14 protein-coding genes, 1 tRNA gene and 1 riboswitch are annotated in these 16,757 nt (G+C 71.2%); of the genes, 12 read left to right on the top strand and 3 right to left on the bottom strand.

Annotated features, from left to right (window positions below):
* Nucleotide 1 precedes the first annotated feature (1 nt).
* Nucleotides 2-139 (bottom strand): hypothetical protein, encoded by a 138-nt coding sequence (locus tag ABD126_RS06170; RefSeq protein WP_343932649.1) that lies wholly within the window; start codon nt 137-139, stop codon nt 2-4.
* A 98-nt stretch (nt 140-237) separates the two neighbouring features.
* Here ABD126_RS06170 and metG point away from each other — a divergent pair, with 98 nt between their 5' ends.
* From metG to ABD126_RS06125, 9 genes are all read left to right on the top strand, one after another.
* Nucleotides 238-2,031, top strand: coding sequence for a methionine--tRNA ligase (gene metG, locus ABD126_RS06165; protein WP_343932648.1), 1,794 nt, complete (start codon nt 238-240; stop codon nt 2,029-2,031).
* Entirely contained in the window at nt 2,028-2,867 is an 840-nt protein-coding gene (locus ABD126_RS06160) for a TatD family hydrolase (RefSeq protein ID WP_343932647.1), read from the top strand. The genes metG and ABD126_RS06160 overlap by 4 nt, the downstream gene beginning before the upstream one ends.
* 317 nt (nt 2,868-3,184) lie before the next feature.
* Nucleotides 3,185-4,573: a resuscitation-promoting factor gene (locus tag ABD126_RS06155; RefSeq protein ID WP_425542745.1), complete on the top strand. Its 1,389-nt coding sequence runs from the start codon at nt 3,185-3,187 to the stop codon at nt 4,571-4,573.
* Between the two features lie 9 nt (nt 4,574-4,582).
* Nucleotides 4,583-5,461: a 16S rRNA (adenine(1518)-N(6)/adenine(1519)-N(6))-dimethyltransferase RsmA gene (gene rsmA / locus ABD126_RS06150; RefSeq protein ID WP_343932645.1), complete on the top strand. Its 879-nt coding sequence runs from the start codon at nt 4,583-4,585 to the stop codon at nt 5,459-5,461.
* 86 nt (nt 5,462-5,547) lie between these two features.
* Nucleotides 5,548-5,638, top strand: a riboswitch (SAM riboswitch).
* Between the two features lie 214 nt (nt 5,639-5,852).
* Complete coding sequence (locus tag ABD126_RS06145) at nt 5,853-6,863, top strand: methionine ABC transporter ATP-binding protein (RefSeq protein WP_343932644.1); 1,011 nt, start codon at nt 5,853-5,855, stop codon at nt 6,861-6,863.
* Nucleotides 6,860-7,546, top strand: coding sequence for a methionine ABC transporter permease (locus tag ABD126_RS06140; RefSeq protein WP_343932643.1), 687 nt, complete (start codon nt 6,860-6,862; stop codon nt 7,544-7,546). The genes ABD126_RS06145 and ABD126_RS06140 overlap by 4 nt, the downstream gene beginning before the upstream one ends.
* Before the next feature lie 492 nt (nt 7,547-8,038).
* Nucleotides 8,039-8,854: a MetQ/NlpA family ABC transporter substrate-binding protein gene (locus tag ABD126_RS06135; protein ID WP_343932642.1), complete on the top strand. Its 816-nt coding sequence runs from the start codon at nt 8,039-8,041 to the stop codon at nt 8,852-8,854.
* Between the two features lie 172 nt (nt 8,855-9,026).
* Complete coding sequence (locus tag ABD126_RS06130) at nt 9,027-9,992, top strand: 4-(cytidine 5'-diphospho)-2-C-methyl-D-erythritol kinase (RefSeq protein WP_343932641.1); 966 nt, start codon at nt 9,027-9,029, stop codon at nt 9,990-9,992.
* Nucleotides 9,993-10,011: 19 nt separating this feature from the next.
* A complete protein-coding gene (locus ABD126_RS06125; protein WP_343932640.1) occupies nt 10,012-11,778 on the top strand; it encodes an ABC-F family ATP-binding cassette domain-containing protein in 1,767 nt (588 codons plus the stop codon).
* A 58-nt stretch (nt 11,779-11,836) separates the two neighbouring features.
* Here ABD126_RS06125 and ABD126_RS06120 read toward each other — a convergent pair whose 3' ends face one another.
* Nucleotides 11,837-12,433 (bottom strand): TetR/AcrR family transcriptional regulator, encoded by a 597-nt coding sequence (locus ABD126_RS06120; protein WP_121223234.1) that lies wholly within the window; start codon nt 12,431-12,433, stop codon nt 11,837-11,839.
* A gap of 104 nt (nt 12,434-12,537) precedes the next feature.
* Complete coding sequence (locus ABD126_RS06115) at nt 12,538-13,497, bottom strand: acyl-CoA desaturase (protein ID WP_343932639.1); 960 nt, start codon at nt 13,495-13,497, stop codon at nt 12,538-12,540.
* 165 nt (nt 13,498-13,662) lie between these two features.
* Between ABD126_RS06115 and ABD126_RS06110 the strand changes: the two genes are divergently transcribed.
* From ABD126_RS06110 to ABD126_RS06100, 3 genes are all read left to right on the top strand, one after another.
* The gene (locus ABD126_RS06110; RefSeq protein ID WP_343932638.1) at nt 13,663-14,811 is read left to right on the top strand and encodes an alpha/beta hydrolase family protein; all 1,149 of its coding nucleotides are present in this window, start codon (nt 13,663-13,665) and stop codon (nt 14,809-14,811) included.
* A 125-nt stretch (nt 14,812-14,936) separates the two neighbouring features.
* Nucleotides 14,937-15,007 (top strand) — tRNA-Gln (locus ABD126_RS06105).
* A gap of 96 nt (nt 15,008-15,103) precedes the next feature.
* Nucleotides 15,104-16,750, top strand: coding sequence for a GGDEF domain-containing protein (locus ABD126_RS06100; RefSeq protein WP_343932637.1), 1,647 nt, complete (start codon nt 15,104-15,106; stop codon nt 16,748-16,750).
* Nucleotides 16,751-16,757: the final 7 nt, after the last annotated feature.

The raw sequence follows: 16,757 nt of genomic DNA, 5'->3' as shown, positions 1-16,757 counted from the left end.
GTCAGTCGCGCCACGGGTCGCTGTCGAGCGCGGCGGAGCCCCCGTCGCGCGCGGCGGCCACGGCGGCCTCGAACGCGTCGTCCAACTCCGGCGCGCCGGTCCAGCGGGCGAACACGTCCGGCAGCGGTTCCTCGGTCACGTGCCCATGGTGCTCGGTCTCCGACACCCGGGCACCTCGCCCCTCGCCAACGGCGAGCCGCGCGAAACCGACTGGCGGGGGCTCCGTAGGCTTGGACCATGAGTGCCTCCGTGTTGACCGCGGTGGCGTGGCCGTATGCCAACGGGCCCCGTCACATCGGTCACGTATCAGGGTTCGGTGTCCCCTCCGACGTTTTCTCGCGGTACATGCGGATGTCGGGGCACCGGGTGCTGATGGTGTCCGGCACGGACGAGCACGGCACCCCCATCTCCGTCCAGGCGGAGAAGGAGGGGCTCACCGAGCGCGAGCTGGCCGACAAGTACAACCGCGTCATCGCCGAGGACCTGCACGGGCTGGGCCTGTCCTACGACCTGTTCACCCGCACCACCACCGGCAACCACTACAAGGTGGTGCAGGACCTCTTCCTCGCCCTCTACAACAACGGGTACGTCATCCCGAAGACGGAGATGGGCGCGATCAGCCCGTCCACCGGCCGGACCCTGCCCGACCGCTACATCGAGGGCACCTGCCCGATCTGCGGGTACGACGGGGCGCGCGGCGACCAGTGCGACAACTGCGGCAACCAGCTCGACCCCATCGACCTGAAGAACCCGCGCAGCCGGATCAACGGCGAGACGCCGAAGTTCGTCGAGACCGAGCACCTGTTCCTGGACCTCCCGCAGTTCGTGGACGCGCTCGGCGGCTGGCTCCGGACGCGCACCGAGTGGCGCCCGAACGTGCTCAAGTTCAGCCAGAACCTGATCAAGGACCTCCGCCCGCGCGCGATCACCCGCGACCTCGACTGGGGCGTGCCGATCCCGCTGGACGGGTGGCGCGACCAGCCGCTCAAGCGGTTCTACGTGTGGTTCGACGCGGTGATCGGGTACTTGAGCGCCAGCGTCGAGTGGGCGCGCCGCACCGGTGACGACGACGCCTGGAAGGAGTTCTGGACCGGCGACGCCCAGGGCTACTACTTCATGGGCAAGGACAACATCACCTTCCACTCCCTGATGTGGCCCTCGCTCCTGCTCGGCCAGAACGGCCAGGGCGCCAAGGGCGGGCAGCCGGGCGTGTTCGGCGAGCTGAACCTGCCCACCGAGGTCGTCTCCAGCGAGTTCCTCACCATGAGCGGCTCGAAGTTCTCCACCTCGCGCGGCACCGTCATCTACGTGACGGACTTCCTGCGCGAGTTCGGCCCGGACGCGCTGCGCTACTTCATCTCCGTGGCCGGCCCGGAGAACCAGGACACCGACTTCACCTGGGACGAGTTCGTCCGCCGCACCAACTTCGAGCTGGCCAACGAGTGGGGCAACCTGGTCAACCGGTCCATCTCGATGGCGCACAAGAACGTCGGCGCGGTCCCGACCCCGGGCACCCGCACCGACGCCGACGAGGCGCTGCTCCAGCAGTCCCGGGCCGCTTTCGACGTCGTGGGCGCCAGCCTGCGGCGGTCGCGGTTCAAGCAGGCCGTGGGCGAGGCGATGAAGGTCGTCGGCGCGGCCAACCGCTACCTGTCCGACCAGGAGCCGTGGAAGCTCAAGGACGACCCGGCGCGCCGCGACACCGTCCTGCACACCGCGCTTCAGGTCGTGCAGGACGCGAACGCGCTGCTCACGCCGTTCCTGCCGCACTCGTCGCAGAAGGTGCACGAGGCGCTGGGCGGCACCGGCGTGTGGGCGGCGCAGCCGTCGGTCAACGAGGTCACCGACCTGGACGTGCCCGACCGCAAGTACCCGGTGCTCACCGGTGACTACGCGGCCGAGCAGGCGAAGTGGGAGTCCACGCCGATCGAGGTGGGCCGGCCGCTGGCCAAGCCCGCGCCGCTGTTCGCCAAGCTCGCGCCGGAGCTGGCGGAGACCGGCCCGGAGTGGGCCCCGATCGTCACCTCGTGACCCCGCGCAAGGGCGAGCGGCCACCGGTCCCGGAAGCGCTTCCGGTGCCGGTGGTCGACGCCCACACCCACCTCGACGCCTGCGGCGCGGAAACACCCGAGCAGGTGCGGGAGATCCTCGACCGGGCGAACGCCGCCGGTGTCGACCGGGTGATCACCGTCGCGGACACGGTCGAGTCCGCCCGGTGGGCCGCCGAGGCCGCCACGTGGGACGACCGGGTCTTCGCCGCCGTCGCCCTGCACCCGACCCGCACGTCGGAGTTCACCGACGCCGACCGGTCCGAACTGGAGCGCCTGGCCGCCCGGCCGCGCGTGGTCGCGGTCGGCGAGACCGGCCTGGACTACTACTGGGACTACGCCCCGCCGGCCGCCCAGCACGAGGCTTTCCGCTGGCACATCGAGCTTTCCAAGCGCGTCGGCAAGCCGCTGATGATCCACGACCGCGAAGCGCACGACGACATCCTCAAGGTCCTGGACGAGGAGGGCGCGCCGTCCACTGTGGTCTTCCACTGCTTCTCCGGCGACCTCGCGTTCGCGCGGTCCTGTGTGGACCGGGGGTTCGTGCTGTCGTTCGCCGGCACGGTGACCTTCAAGAACGCCCACGCCCTGCGGGAAGCGGCGCGGTGGGTGCCGGCGGACCACCTGCTGGTGGAGACCGACGCGCCGTTCCTGACCCCGCACCCGTTCCGAGGTCGCCCGAACGAGCCCTTCTGCGCCAACTACACGCTCCGCGACATCGCGACACTGCGTGATCTCGAACCAGCGGAACTAGCGTCAACTGTCACCCGAAACGCCGAGCGGGTCTTCGGGCTCAGTGACTTGGTGCAGTCGCAGTAGTGCTTACGACGATCGGCGGACCACCTTGCTCCCCTGACGGGGTGAGCGAACTCACAACGCCGATCGGGGTGTTTGCACAACCCCCGTGCACCCGTTACGGTCCCGTGACCGTGCCCCATGTTCGAAAGTCCCGTGGGGCGCACCCGCAGTCGGGGCGGGTCTACGTAGCCAGAAGCGAGAAGTCGACACGCACGGGAGTTGCCGGAGATCACTAGCTGACCGCCGACACCGAACGTGCGCGGAGCACGGCTTCGCGCCTTCAGGAGGTATGGAACCCCGTGAACTCGTTCAACGAGGACACCGACTGGTTTACGCCCGTGAAATCGACCAGCGTCGATGTCCTGGACAGACCCGAGCCGGACTGGTCCGACTGGGAGACCACGGTCTTCAGCATCACGCCGGACGACGTCCTGGAGGTCCTCGGACCCGACGCGGACGAACTGCTGGCCAACGCGAACGTCGACGTCGACGAGCTGATCAAGCTCATCAACGCCGAGACGACGCTCCTCCCCCCGATCATCATCCCGGACGAGGTCTCCCAGGACCGTGTCGCCGGCGGCCTGGCTGTCGAGAAGCCGGACGCACCGCCCGCCGCCCTGGTCGAAGCCGCCGGGAAGTGGAAGCGCCGCTTCCTCAAGGCCGCCGTCGCCACCGTCCTGGTGGGCATCTCCGGCGGCGGCGCCACCGCCATCGCGATGGACAAGGCCGTCACCGTCGACGTCGACGGTGAGACGAAGACCGTCCACACCTACGAGTCCACGGTCGGCGAGATCCTCGCCGACGAGGGCATCACGATCGGCGAGCACGACGCGCTCAGCCCGTCCCCCCAGGCGAAGGTCTCCGACGGCGGCAAGATCTCGCTGGACCGCGGTCGCCTGGTCAAGCTCACCGTCGACGGCGAGCAGCGCGAGGGTTGGGTCCGCTCGGTCACCGTCGACGAGGCCCTGGACCAGCTCAAGGTCAACGACGAGGGCGCGTGGCTCTCCCACGACCGCGGCATGGACGTCCCGCTGTCCGGCCTGTCGCTGGAGGTCAAGAGCCTCAAGACGATCACGCTGTACGACGGCGGCAACCAGCCGCAGCAGCTCCAGACCACCGCCGTGACGGTGGACGAGCTGCTCAAGGCCCACAACCTCACGCTGGGCCCGGACGACAAGCTGGAGACCGCGGCCGACCTGCGCATCACCAACGGCGCGGAGGTCCACATCTCCCGCACGGGCGTGTCGGTGATCAACGCGACGGAGGCCATCGCGCCGCCCGTCGAGGAGGTCCCGGACGACTCGATGATGAAGGGCCAGAAAGAGGTCCTCGACCCGGGTGAGGCCGGCGAGCAGATCGTCACCTACCGCGTGACGATCAAGAACGGCCAGGAGACCAACCGCGAGAAGCTGGGCGCGAAGGTCGTCAAGGAAGCCAAGCCGAAGAAGGTCAAGGTCGGCACCAAGCTCCCGCCCGACGGCGAGATCTGGGACCGGCTGGCCTACTGCGAGGCGACCGGCAACTGGGCCATCAACACCGGCAACGGCTACTACGGCGGCCTCCAGTTCAACAAGGGCACGTGGGACGCGTACGGCGGCCAGCAGTACGCCGAGTACCCCCACCAGGCCACCCGCGAGCAGCAGATCGCCATCGCGACCAAGCTCCGCGACGCCCGCGGCGGCTACTCCGCCTGGCCCCACTGCCAGCAGAAGCTGGGCCTGCCGTAGGTTTCACCTGTGAGTGACGCTTCATCGTCAGCCGGGCCGGGGAGTGCGCTCCTCGGCCCGGCTGACGTTCGACGGCTGGCCGCCGAGCTGGACATCCGCCCCACCAAGAAGCTGGGGCAGAACTTCGTCCACGACCCCAACACCGTCCGCAAGATCGTCGCTTCGGCGGATCTCCGACCCGACGACGTCGTGTTGGAAGTCGGTCCCGGCCTGGGCTCCCTGACACTGGCGCTGCTGCCCTCGTGTCGCGCCACGGTGGCCGTCGAGATCGACCCGGTCCTGGCCCGGCGGCTCCCGCAGACGGCAGCCGAGCGCGCTCCCGAGTTGGCCTCGCGGCTCACGGTGATCGAGGCCGACGCGATGCGGGTCACAGCCGATCGGTTCCCCGAAGAGCCCACCGCCCTGGTGGCGAACCTCCCGTACAACGTGGCCGTGCCCGTGGTGCTGCACCTGTTGGCCGAACTGCCGACGCTGCGCACCGGACTGGTGATGGTCCAGGCGGAGGTCGCCGACCGCATGGCGGCGGGTCCCGGCAGCAAGGTCTACGGCGTCCCGAGCGTCAAGCTCGCCTGGTACGCCGACGCCCGCCGCGCCGGGCCGGTGTCGCGCCAGGTGTTCTGGCCGGTGCCGAACGTGGACTCCGCGCTGGTCGCGTTCGAGCGCCACGCGCCGCTGTCCACAGTGGACCAGAAGACGCTGTTCTCCTTGGTGGACGCGGCTTTCGCGCAGCGGCGCAAGGTGTTGCGCGGAGCGCTCGCCGGCTGGGCCGGGTCCGCCGCCAAAGCCGAGCAGCTGCTGCTCAGCGCGGGCGTGGACCCGGGCGCGCGGGGCGAACAACTGGACGTCGGAGAATTCGTCCGGATAGCCGAAGCCGCCTCATCGATCTAGCCGGTGATCTTTCGGCCGAAAGTGTGATTTGACGAACGATCCGCGTCCAGGCTTGCGTTCGGGCAGGTCCGTCGGGTGTACTCGTGCTGCCATCCCGAGCGGCCGAGAGACCTGGCTCCACGACGCCGCAGCAACCACCCCCCATGGGGCAGGTGCTTCAGCCAGGATCGATGGAGGATCACGTGCCCAGGATGCGAATGCTCACTCGACGGCGAGTCGTCGACCACGGCCGCCGCACGGTATCGGGCTGTCGCAGCTACTAGAAGCCTAGGCGCCTTCTCAAGTCCTCGCCGCCCTACGCGCCTCACCGCGCGGGGCATCTACCTGAGCTGAGTCCCCGGACGCGCACGCCACGAGCGTGCGCTGCCGCGTGCAGTCGTGGAGCGAAAACGTGATCACTGTCGAGAACCTCACCAAGACCTTCCCCGGGAGTACCGGACAGGTTCGCGCACTGGACGGCGTGAACCTGGACGTCGCCGCGGGCACCGTCCTCGGCGTCGTCGGCCCCAGCGGCGCGGGCAAGTCCACGCTGGCCCGGTGCGTCGCGCTCCTGGAGCGCCCCGACAGCGGCGCGATCCGCGTCGACGGCACCGACCTGGTGTCCTTGGGCGGCACCGCCCTGCGCAACGCCCGTCGCCAGATCGGCGTCGTGCCGCAAGGGGATTCGCTGCTGCGCCAGCGCACCGCCGCGGGCAACGTGGCGCTGCCGCTGGAGTCCGCCGGCGTCCCCGGCCCCCAGCGCCGCACCCGCGTCGCCGAGCTGCTCGACCTGGTCGGCCTCACCGACAAGGCCGGCTCGTACCCCGACCAGCTGTCCGGCGGGCAGCGCCAGCGCATCGCCGTGGCGCGCGCCCTCGCCGCCAGCCCGTCGGTGCTGCTGGCCGACGAACCGACCTCCGCCCTGGACCCCGAGACCACCGGTTCCGTGCTGACCGTGCTGGACCGGGCGCGCGCCGAGCTGGGCGTGACGGTCCTCGTGGTCACCCACGACATGGGCGTGGTCCGCAAGATCTGCGACGACGTCGCGGTGCTGGAGGACGGCCGCGTGGTGGAGCACGGCAAGGTGCTCGACCTGGTCGCCGACGCCGGTTCCCGCACGGCCTCGTCGCTGCTGCCCGCCGTCGACCAGAACCCGGCCGCCGAGAAGGCCTACGACCGCGTCGCGGACGTGGTGCTGGTCGGCTTCGCCGCGGTCGGCGCGCTGCTGCCGGAGGCCACCTCGCGGTTCGGGGTCGACCTGAACCTGCTGGGCGGCGGCCTGACCCGGCTCGGCGAAACCCCGGTCGCGCGGTTCCGCGTCGGCCTGAACGGAGAACGCGCCGACTCGGCGCTCGAATTCATCGCGGACGCGGGTGGGGCAGTGCGGCGGACCCTGACCGGTCCGCAGGGAGTAGCTGCGTGAGGTCTGCAACACCCTGGCCCACTGTGTTCGACGGCGTCCTGGTCGCCACCGGCCAGACCCTCTACATGGTGGCCGTCTCCACCCTGATCGCTGTGCTGCTCGGCATTCCCGTCGGCATCTGGCTGCAACTCACCGCTCCCGGCGGGTTGCGGCCGAGGCCGGTGGTGCACAACCTGCTCGGCTTCGTGGTGGACCTGGGGCGGTCGATGCCGTTCCTGGTCCTGCTGATCCTGCTGATGTCGTTCACCCGCTTGCTGTTGGGCAACACCATCGGACCGACGGCGGCGATCGTGCCGCTCGCGGTGGGCGCGATCCCGTTCGTCGGCCGGCTGGTGCAGAACGTCCTGGCGGAAGTGCACTTCTCGGTGGTGGAGGCCGCGGTCACCACGGGGGCGTCCACGGTCAAGATCGTCCGCTCGGTCCTGATGCGCGAGTCGCTGCCGGCGATGATCAACGCCGTCGGCGTCACCGCGATCGCCATCCTCGGCTACTCCGCACTGGCGGGCGTGGTCGGCGGTGGAGGTCTCGGCGACGTGGCCGTGCGGATGGGCTACCAGCGCTTCGACGACCGGTACCTGTGGACGACCGTGGCGGTGCTGGCGGTCATCGCGACGCTGATCCAGCTGATCTCGAACCGGGTGTCCCGAGCAGTGGACCGCCGCCGCCACGCCTCGACCGTCTGACCCCGAGCCCCGACCGTCTGACTCCAGGCTTCGACTGTCTGACCCCGGGCCTCGACTGTCTGACTCCAGGCTTCGACCGTCTGACCCCGGTACGCGCTGAGCCTCCTCGGCTTCGGCGCGCGCCGGAACCGGTTCGAGAGCTTGGGCGACCAGGCCCCGGCTCGCGAGCCCGAACCCTTGAGCCAACCGAGTCGGAGCGCCCGCCCCGGCCGAGAGTCGGCACGCAAGTCCCAGCCCGAGCCGCAAGTCCCAGCCCGCGTCAACCGCAAGCCCCAGCTCCGACCCGCGTCGGAACCGGCCGCCGTCGTGCCCGTCACGCCGTCGTGTGCGCCGTGCCCGTCGTGCCCGTCCCGCCCGTCCCGCCGGTCGCGCCCGTCGCGTCCGGCCCGCCCGTCCCCGCCCGTCGTGCGCGCTGCGTACGCCGTGCCTGCCCGTCATCGTCCAACCCACCACCCGACTGAAATTTTTAGTTGACTGAAGGAAAAATTTCCCATGCGTAGGCGTATCAGTGCCGCCCTCGTCGCCGTGCTGCTGACCGCGGTCGGCTGCGGGAGCGGTCAGACCGGCGGTGCCGCTTCGGATCCGGATGCGGCGCTCAAGGTGGGCGTCAGTCCCGTCCCGCACGCCCAGGTGCTGCGGTACGTCGCGGACAACCTGGCCAAGGACAAGGGCCTCAAGATCGAGGTCGTCGAGTTCACCGACTACGTCCAGCCGAACACCGCGCTGGTCGACGGCTCGCTGGACGCCAACTACTTCCAGACCGTGCCCTACCTGGACACCTTCAAGTCCGAGAGCGGCGCGCAGCTGGAGTGGATCGGCCCCGTCCACATCGAGCCGCTCGGCGTCTACTCCAAGAAGCACAAGAAGCTCTCCGACCTTCCCGACGGCGCCAAGGTGGCCGTCGCCAACGACGCCACCAACGAGGCCCGCGGCCTGCGGCTCCTCCAGGACAACGGCCTGATCAAGATCAAGCCGGGCGCGGAGAAGACCGCGACCGTCCGCGACATCGCCGAGAACCCCAAGAACCTGGAGTTCGTGGAGCTGGAGGCGGCCCAGCTGCCTCGGTCGCTGGAGGACACCGACGCCTCCGTCGTGAACGGCAACTACGCGATCGACGCCGGCCTCAAGCCGTCCAACGACGCCCTCGCGCTGGAGAAGGCCGAAGGCAACCCCAACGCCAACGGCCTGGTCGCCCGCGCCGAGCTGAAGGACGACAAGCGGATCAAGGACCTGCTGGCGCTGTTGCAGTCCCCGCAGGTCAAGGACTACATCAAGCAGACCTTCTCCGGGTCGGTCCTCGCGGTCTGACCCGTTCCTGGTGCCTGCGCGCCCTCGGCTCCGGCCGGGGGCGCGCAGTGCGTGGGGCACCGGAGGCCCGGGGGGCGTCACGGTTCGTGCGGCACCGGGGGGACGAGCGGTGCCGGGCGAGGCGGTGAACGGCACGCGGCCGATTCTTGGGCACAACCCGTAGGCTCTTTATGTGCTCGCCGTCGTTCCGCCACCGGTCACCGTCCGCGTCCCGGCCAAGGTCAACCTGCACCTGGCCGTCGGGGAGACGCGCGCGGACGGCTACCACGACCTGGTCACGATCTTCCAGGCGCTGTCCCTGACCGACGAGGTGACGGTCGCGGTCGCCGACGACCCCGGGGTCGAGGTGCGCGGGGAGGGCGCGGACGCCGTGCCCACCGGTCCGTCCAACCTGGCCTGGCGGGCCGTGCGCGCGCTCGCCGCCCACGTCGGGCGCGACGTGGACGACCCCAAGGTCCGGGTGGTGATCCGCAAGTCCATCCCGGTCGCGGGCGGCATGGCGGGCGGCAGCGCCGACGCCGCCGCCACCCTGGTCGGCCTGGCCGCCCTGTGGCGGCTGGAGATCGGGCGCGACGAGCTGGCGGGCCTGGCCGCGAAGATCGGCGCGGACGTCCCGTTCGCCCTCTACGGCGGCACCGCGCTGGGCACCGACCGGGGCGACCAGATCGTCCCCGTGCTCGCGCGGCACACGTTCCACTGGGTGCTGGCCTTCGACCGGCGCGGCCTGTCCACGCCCGAGGTGTTCGGCGAGCTGGACCGGTTGCGCGCCGACGGCGACCCGCCGCGGGTGGGTCCGGCGGAGGCCGTGCTGGAGGGCCTGGCGTCCGGCGACCCGCGGCAGCTCGCGCTGCTGCTGGGCAACGACCTCCAGGCCGCCGCCGTGTCCCTGCGCCCCAACCTGCGCCGCACGCTGCGCGCCGGGGTCAACGCGGGCGCGTTGGCGGGCATGGTGTCCGGCTCGGGTCCGACGTGCGCGTTCCTGTGCACGGACGGCGACTCGGCGGTCCGCGTGGCGGCCGAGCTGGCCGGGGCGGGCGTGTGCCGGACGGTGCGGGTCGCGCAGGGGCCGGTGCCCGGGGCGCGGGTCGTCGGGGCGGAGGAGACCCCGCGGCCGACGCCGCCCGAAGTCCACGCGTAACTAGCTGAAGGTTGTGTTGATGGCCAACTTGGTCAACTTGGAGACCGTCTCCAAGTCGTTCGGTGTGCGTCCGCTGCTGGACTCGGTGTCGCTGGGCGTGGGTGCGGGCGACCGGATCGGCGTCGTCGGGCTCAACGGTGGTGGCAAGACCACGCTGCTGGAGGTGCTCGCCGGCGTCGCCGAACCCGATGACGGGCGGGTCAGCCGGCAGCGCGACGTCCGGATGGCGGTCGTCACGCAGCGCACCGAGCTGCCGCCGGACTCCACCGTCCGCAACGCCGTGATCGACCCGCTGGGGTTCGACGCCGAGCACGAGTGGGCGGCCGACACCCGCGTGCGCAACATCCTGGACGGCCTGGGCATCACCGCGCTGGGGCTGGACTCGGTCGTGGGGACCATGTCCGGCGGCGAGCGGCGGCGGGTGGCGCTGGCCGCGGCGCTGGTGCGCGAGCTGGACCTGGTGGTGCTGGACGAGCCGACCAACCACCTCGACGTCGAGGGCGTCCGCTGGCTGGCCGACCACCTGCTGGCCCGCCGCACGGCGCTGGTGGTCGTGACCCACGACCGGTGGTTCCTGGACACCGTGTGCACCCGGACCTGGGAGGTCGTGGGCGGCCGGGTCGAGCAGTACGAGGGCGGCTACGCGGACTGGATCTTCGCCCGCGCCGAGCGCGCCCGGCTGGCCGACGCCGTGGAGGAGAAGCGCCGCAACCTCGCGCGCAAGGAGCTGGCGTGGCTGCGCCGCGGCGCGCCCGCCCGGACGTCCAAGCCCCGGTACCGGATCGAGGCCGCCGAGGCGCTGATCTCCGACGTGCCGCCGCCCCGGGACAACGTCGAGCTGCTGGCCTTCGCCAAGCGCCGGCTGGGCCGGACGGTGCTGGAGCTGGAGGACACCACGCTCACCGTCGGCGACCGGACGCTGGTGCGGGACCTGACGTGGCGGGTGGGTCCGGGTGACCGGATCGGCATCGTGGGCGTGAACGGGTCCGGCAAGACGACGTTGCTGCGGGCGCTGGCCGGTGAGCGGGAGCTGGACGGCGGTCGTCGCATCCAGGGCCAGACGGTGAAGCTCGCCCACCTGTCGCAGGAGCTGCACGACCTGGACGGGTCGATGCGGGTGCTGGAGGCGGTCGAAGAGGTCGCGCGGCGGGTCGTGCTGGGCAAGCAGGAGATGTCGGCGTCCCAGCTGGCCGAGCGGTTCGGGTTCTCGTCGCAGCGGCAGTGGACGCCGGTCGGGGACCTCTCCGGCGGTGAGCGGCGGCGGTTGCAGCTGTGCCGGTTGCTGATGGCCGAGCCGAACGTGCTGCTGCTCGACGAGCCGACGAACGACCTGGACATCGACACGCTGCAACAGCTGGAGGACCTGCTCGACTCGTGGCCCGGGACGCTGGTGGTGATCTCGCACGACCGGTACCTGGTCGAGCGGGTGTGCGACCAGGTGGTGGCGCTGTTCGGCGACGGGCGGCTGACCGACCTGCCGGGCGGGATCGAGGAGTACCTGCGCCGCCGTGACGCGGCGGTCGCGGCGGCCCCGGCGCCGGCCGCGGTGCAGAAGGCCCCGTCGTCGGCGGCCGACCAGCGCGCGGCGCGCAAGGAGCTGGCCCGGTTGGAGCGGCGGCTGGAGCAGCTGCAGAAGAAGGAGGCCGAGCTGCACGGCAAGCTGGCGGAGGCGGCCACCGACCCGGAGCGGCTGATGGCGTTGGACGCCGAGCTGAAGTCGGTGCTGGCCGAGGCCGAGGACGTCGAGGCGCAGTGGCTGGTGGCGGCCGAGGCCGCGGAGGGGTGACGCCGGTCGACGTGCCCGCTCGCCGGGCACGTCCCCGCCGGGGTCGTCCCCGCCGGGGTCAGCGGCGGGTGCGCAGGCGGGGCTTGTGGTCCATGTGGGACAGGCCCTTCCAGGCCAGGTTGACCAGGTGGGCCGCGACCTCGTCCTTCTTCGGCTTGCGGACCTCCAGCCACCACTGGCCGGTCAGCGCGACCATGCCGACCAGCGCCTGGCTGTAGAGCGCGGCCAGCTTGCGGTCGTAGCCCTGGCGGGAGAAGTGCAGGCCCAGGATCGACTCCACCTGCGAGGCGATGTCGTTGAGCAGCGAGGAGAACGTGCCGGTCGAGGACGCCACGGGGGAGTCGCGGACCAGGATGCGGAACCCGTCGGTCGAGCCCTCGATGTAGTCCAGCAGGGCGCACGCCGCCTGTTCGAGCAGCTCCCGGGGGTGGCCGCCGGACAGGGCGTTGACGATGTGGTCCATCAGGTACTGCATCTCGCGGTCCACGACCACCGCGTAGATGCCTTCTTTGCCGCCGAAGTGCTCGTAGACCACCGGCTTGGACACGCCCGCCCGGTGGGCGATCTCCTCGATCGACGTGACCTCGAAGCCCTTCTCGGCGAACAGCGCGCGGGCCACGTCGAGGAGTTGTTCGCGTCGTTCCTTGCCGGTCATCCGCACGCGCGGGACCGGGGTCTCGTCTGCTCGCCGTCGTCCCGCCACTCCGGTCACCCTAAACACCCGCCCCTCACCAACTCGGCGAGGGGCGGGTGAACCAGTCACTTCTTGACGCTGATCCGGGCCAGGCGCTGCTCGGTCGGCCAGCGCACGTCGCGCGCCCAGCCGAACTTCTCGAACAGCCAGATCAGCCGCGCGGACGTGTCGATCTGGCCGCGCTTCACGCCGTGGCGCGCGCAGGTCGGGTCGGCGTGGTGCAGGTTGTGCCAGGACTCGCCGAAGGACAGGATCGCCAGCGCCCACACGTTGGCGGAGCGGTCGCGGGCCGCGAACGGGCGGTCGCCGACCATGTGGCAGATCGAGTTCACCGACCACGTCACGTGGTGCAGGAACGCCACGCGCACCAGGCCCGCCCAGAAGAACGCGGACAGCGCGCCGGCCCAGGACATCGTGATCAGACCGCCCAGGACCCCCGGCGCGAGCAGGCTGATCGTGGTCCACAGCCAGAAGAGCTTGTCGACCTTCACCAGGTCCTCGTCGGCCAGCAGGTCCGGCGCGAAGCGCTGCGCGTTGGTCTTGTCCCGCTCGAACAGCCAGCCCATGTGGGCGTGCCAGAAGCCCTTGGCCAGGGCGACCGGGCCGGAGCCGTACAGCCACGGCGAGTGCGGGTCGCCCTCGCGGTCGGAGAAGGCGTGGTGGCGGCGGTGGTCGGCGACCCAGACGATCACCGGGCCCTGCAACGCCATGCTGCCCGCGATCGCCAGGCCGATCTTCAGCGCCCGGTTGGCCTTGAACGAGCCGTGCGTGAAGTACCGGTGGTAGCCGATGGTCACGCCGAGGCCGGACAGGTAGTAGAACGCCACGAACAGCGCGACGTCCAGCCAGCCCAACCCCCACCCCCAGGCGAACGGCACCGCCGCGATCAGGGCCAGGAACGGCACGACCACGAACACGTAGACACCCAACTGCTCCACGTGACCGCGTCGGCCGTCGATCATCGGCTTGGGGCCTTTGTCTTCCGGACCGCGCGGCGTCTGCCTGCTCTCCAGGGTGCTGGTCATACGTCTACCTCGTTGTTTTCGGGGGCACGTGCACGGTTACCTACGGAACCGTAACTTACGGAAGCGTAAGTTAGGTCGGGCTGCTCCCGCCACACCCGGGACGAAACTCACGGCGTGTTCTCAGGATCTCGGGCGTGTCGATCACAGCGGGCGCATCATTCGGTGATGGGGACGCCGAACGTTCGCCGCAGACGCCGGCTGCGACTCGCAGCCGTCCTGCTCGTCGTGCTGTTGTTGCTGGTCAGTGGCGGTTTGTTGGGGGTCGGCTGGTACTACAGCGGCCAGCTGCTGGAGCCGGACCGGGCGCGGCCCGGCTACCCCGACACCGTCACCGCCGTGGGTGACGGGACCGTCTCGCTGGCGGAGTCGCGCGCCAGCGTGCTGCCGGGCACGTGGGGGCTGGTGTGGCCGGACGGCGCGGCGCGGGTGGGCAAGGTCACCGGGCGCTCGAACGGCGCCGTGACGCGGGAGGTCGTGGCCGGGTCGGCGCCGGCGGTCGGGACGAAGGTGCGCGTGGAGACGGCCGTCTGGACCGGCGACCCCCGGTCCGCGCACGGGCTGGATCACCGGGAGGTCGCGATCCGCACCGAACTGGGCGACGCGCCCGCCTGGCTGGTGCCCGGCACGTCGCCCACGTGGGTCGTCGCGGTGCACGGCCGGGGCGGCACCCGGGCCGAGGCACTGCGGGTGCTCCCCGCGCTGCACGAAGCCGGGTTACCCGTTCTCGCGGTGACCTACCGCAACGACGTCGGCGCGCCCGCCTCGCCGGACGGCCTGTTCCACCTGGGGGACACCGAGTGGCGGGACGTCGAGGCGGCCGTCCGGTACGCGACCGACCACGGCGCGCGGGACGTCGTCCTCTACGGCTGGTCCATGGGCGGGGCGATCGTCGGCCAGTTCCTGGGGCGGTCGGGGGAGGCCGACGAGGTGGTCGGCGTCGTGCTGGACGCGCCCGTGACCAGTTGGACCAAGACGCTCGAACTCCAGTCGCGCAACCGGGGCGTGCCGACGCAGCTGGTGCCGGTCGCCGAGCTGGTCTCGGACTGGCGGGCCGACCTGGAGTTCGAGCGCTTCGACCTGGTGGCCAACCCGCCCGCGCACAAGCCGCGGACGCTGCTGTTCCACGGGGGCGCGGACGGGACCGTGCCGGTGTCGGCGTCGCGGGACCTGGCGGCGGCCTCGCACGCCCTCGGGTGGCCGCTGAAGTACGTCGAAGTGCCCGCCGCGGAGCACACGGCGGCGTGGAACGTGGACCCGGCCGCGTACGAGAGGACCGTCACCGAGTTTGTGGGTTCTCTCACCGAACCGTCCTGAGCTGCGGAAACACGGACGGTCATGATCGCGTCACCGACAGATTGCGGCCAGTTGAGTGGTCGTGCTGACCTACCGGGACCAGTCGTGACAACATGTGTTCGCGCGGACGAGGGCTCCTCGTCCGTTCCGCCATGGTGTAAAGGCAGCACCTCGGATTTTGGTTCCGATGGTCCAGGTTCGAATCCTGGTGGCGGAGCGATAGCGGCCGAGCCGGGGCGTCCGGCCCGGTGACCCTGCGTCTGCATGGGGGTGTGAGTCGCTGCACGAGGAAGCGGTCGACGAGCAGGGCAACGTGGTGCCGGCGCTCCACGAGATGTCCGACGCGTGGCTGGTCGGCCGTGCGAGCGAGCTTGTCGCCGTGGCCCAGAGCAGCCACCTCTCGGACCAGCTGGAGGCGACGCACGAGGTCGACAAGCTCCTGGCCGAGGCGCAGGCCCGCGGCGAACCGCGGATCGTCGGCCAGCTGCTGCGCGCGGCGGCGGTGGTCCGGCTGGTCACGCCCGGTCTCGTGGACATGTCCGACTCCATGCTGGACGAGCTGCTCGCCCACACCCGCCGGCACGGCCTGGTCGTGCTGGAGGCCGAGGCGCACGCGCTGCGCGGCCGGCGCTACCTGCTGGGCGGGTTCGAGGACAAGGCGCTGACCGAGGTCGCCAGCGGCCTGGCGATGCTGGACGAGGACCTCGCCCCGGACCCGATGCTGGACAAGCGCACCTGGGACCGGCTGCTGGCCAGCGCGTTGCAGAGCACCGGCCTGGTGCTGACCCAGCTCGGCGTCTACGAGATGGCCGACCAGGTGCTGGCGCGGGCGCACAACGCGATCCGGGACAGCGCCGGGCCGCACCTGATCTACATCCACCTGATGAACCGGGCCCGCATGCTCATCGGCTGGGGCCTGCGGCTGGAGCGGGTGGACAACCTGGAGGAGGCGGCGACCAAGTTCGCCACCGCGTCCGCGATCGCCGAGGCCGTCGAGGGCCCGTTCCGCGAGTCCCTGCACCCCGGCCGGCGCGACCGGGCGGCGTCCGAGCAGGTGCCGATCATCGGCGCGGCGCACGCCCTGGCCAAGCCGGGGCCCGAGCACATCGCGCCGCTGTGGCGGTTGCGCGAGCTGTCGATGTACGCGCGCGAGCTGATCATCGTGTCGATCGCGCTGTCCCGCTGCCTCGCGCTGGAGGAGCTGCCGCAACAGGCGCTCCAAGTGCTGGCGGACGCGCGGGCGCGGCTGGAGCACGACACGTCCGAGCCGACGCTGATGCTGTGCCTGGTCCGCGAGTACGCGCAGCTGTCCGGCCCGCACGGCGAGCACACGACGTCGGCCCTCCAGTCGTACGCGAACGCGCTGGAGGTGGAGCTGTGGCAGATGCAGGAGGCCCGCACCGCCACCCTGGTGACCCGCCGTGACCACGAGCGCCTGACCCGCGCGCACGGCGCGATCGCGCAACAGGCGTTGCAGGACCCGTTGACGGGGTTGCCGAACCGGCGCGCGCTGGACGACCGGTTGGGCGCGTTGATCAGCGCGCAGACCCACCCGATGGCGATCGCGCTGGTCGACCTGGACGGGTTCAAGGTGGTGAACGACAAGCACTCGCACGCCGAGGGCGACGACGTGCTGCGGGTGATCGCGTCGACGCTGCGGCAGGCGCTGCGCGGGGACGACCTGGTGGCGCGGTACGGCGGTGACGAGTTCGTGGTGCTGCTGCCGGGCGCGCCGCTGCACGCGGCCGAGGCGGCGCTGGGTCGGGCGGTGGACGCGGTGGCGGCGTTGCCGGGCGACCTGTCGCGCGGGGTGACGCTGTCGGTGGGCGTGATCTCGGTGCGACCCCGGGAGTCGGCGCACCAGGCGTTGGCGCGGGCGGACTCGGCGATGTACCTGGCCAAGCGCCGGGGCGGCTGCCAGGTGGCCGCGGTGGAGGGCGAGGCTCCGGCCGAATCCTGACCCCGGC

The organism is Saccharothrix mutabilis subsp. mutabilis (assembly GCF_039521145.1).
Taxonomy (GTDB): domain Bacteria; phylum Actinomycetota; class Actinomycetes; order Mycobacteriales; family Pseudonocardiaceae; genus Actinosynnema; species Actinosynnema mutabilis.
Note: the sequence above shows the minus strand (reverse complement) of the source record. Positions and strands in the feature narration are given on the sequence as shown.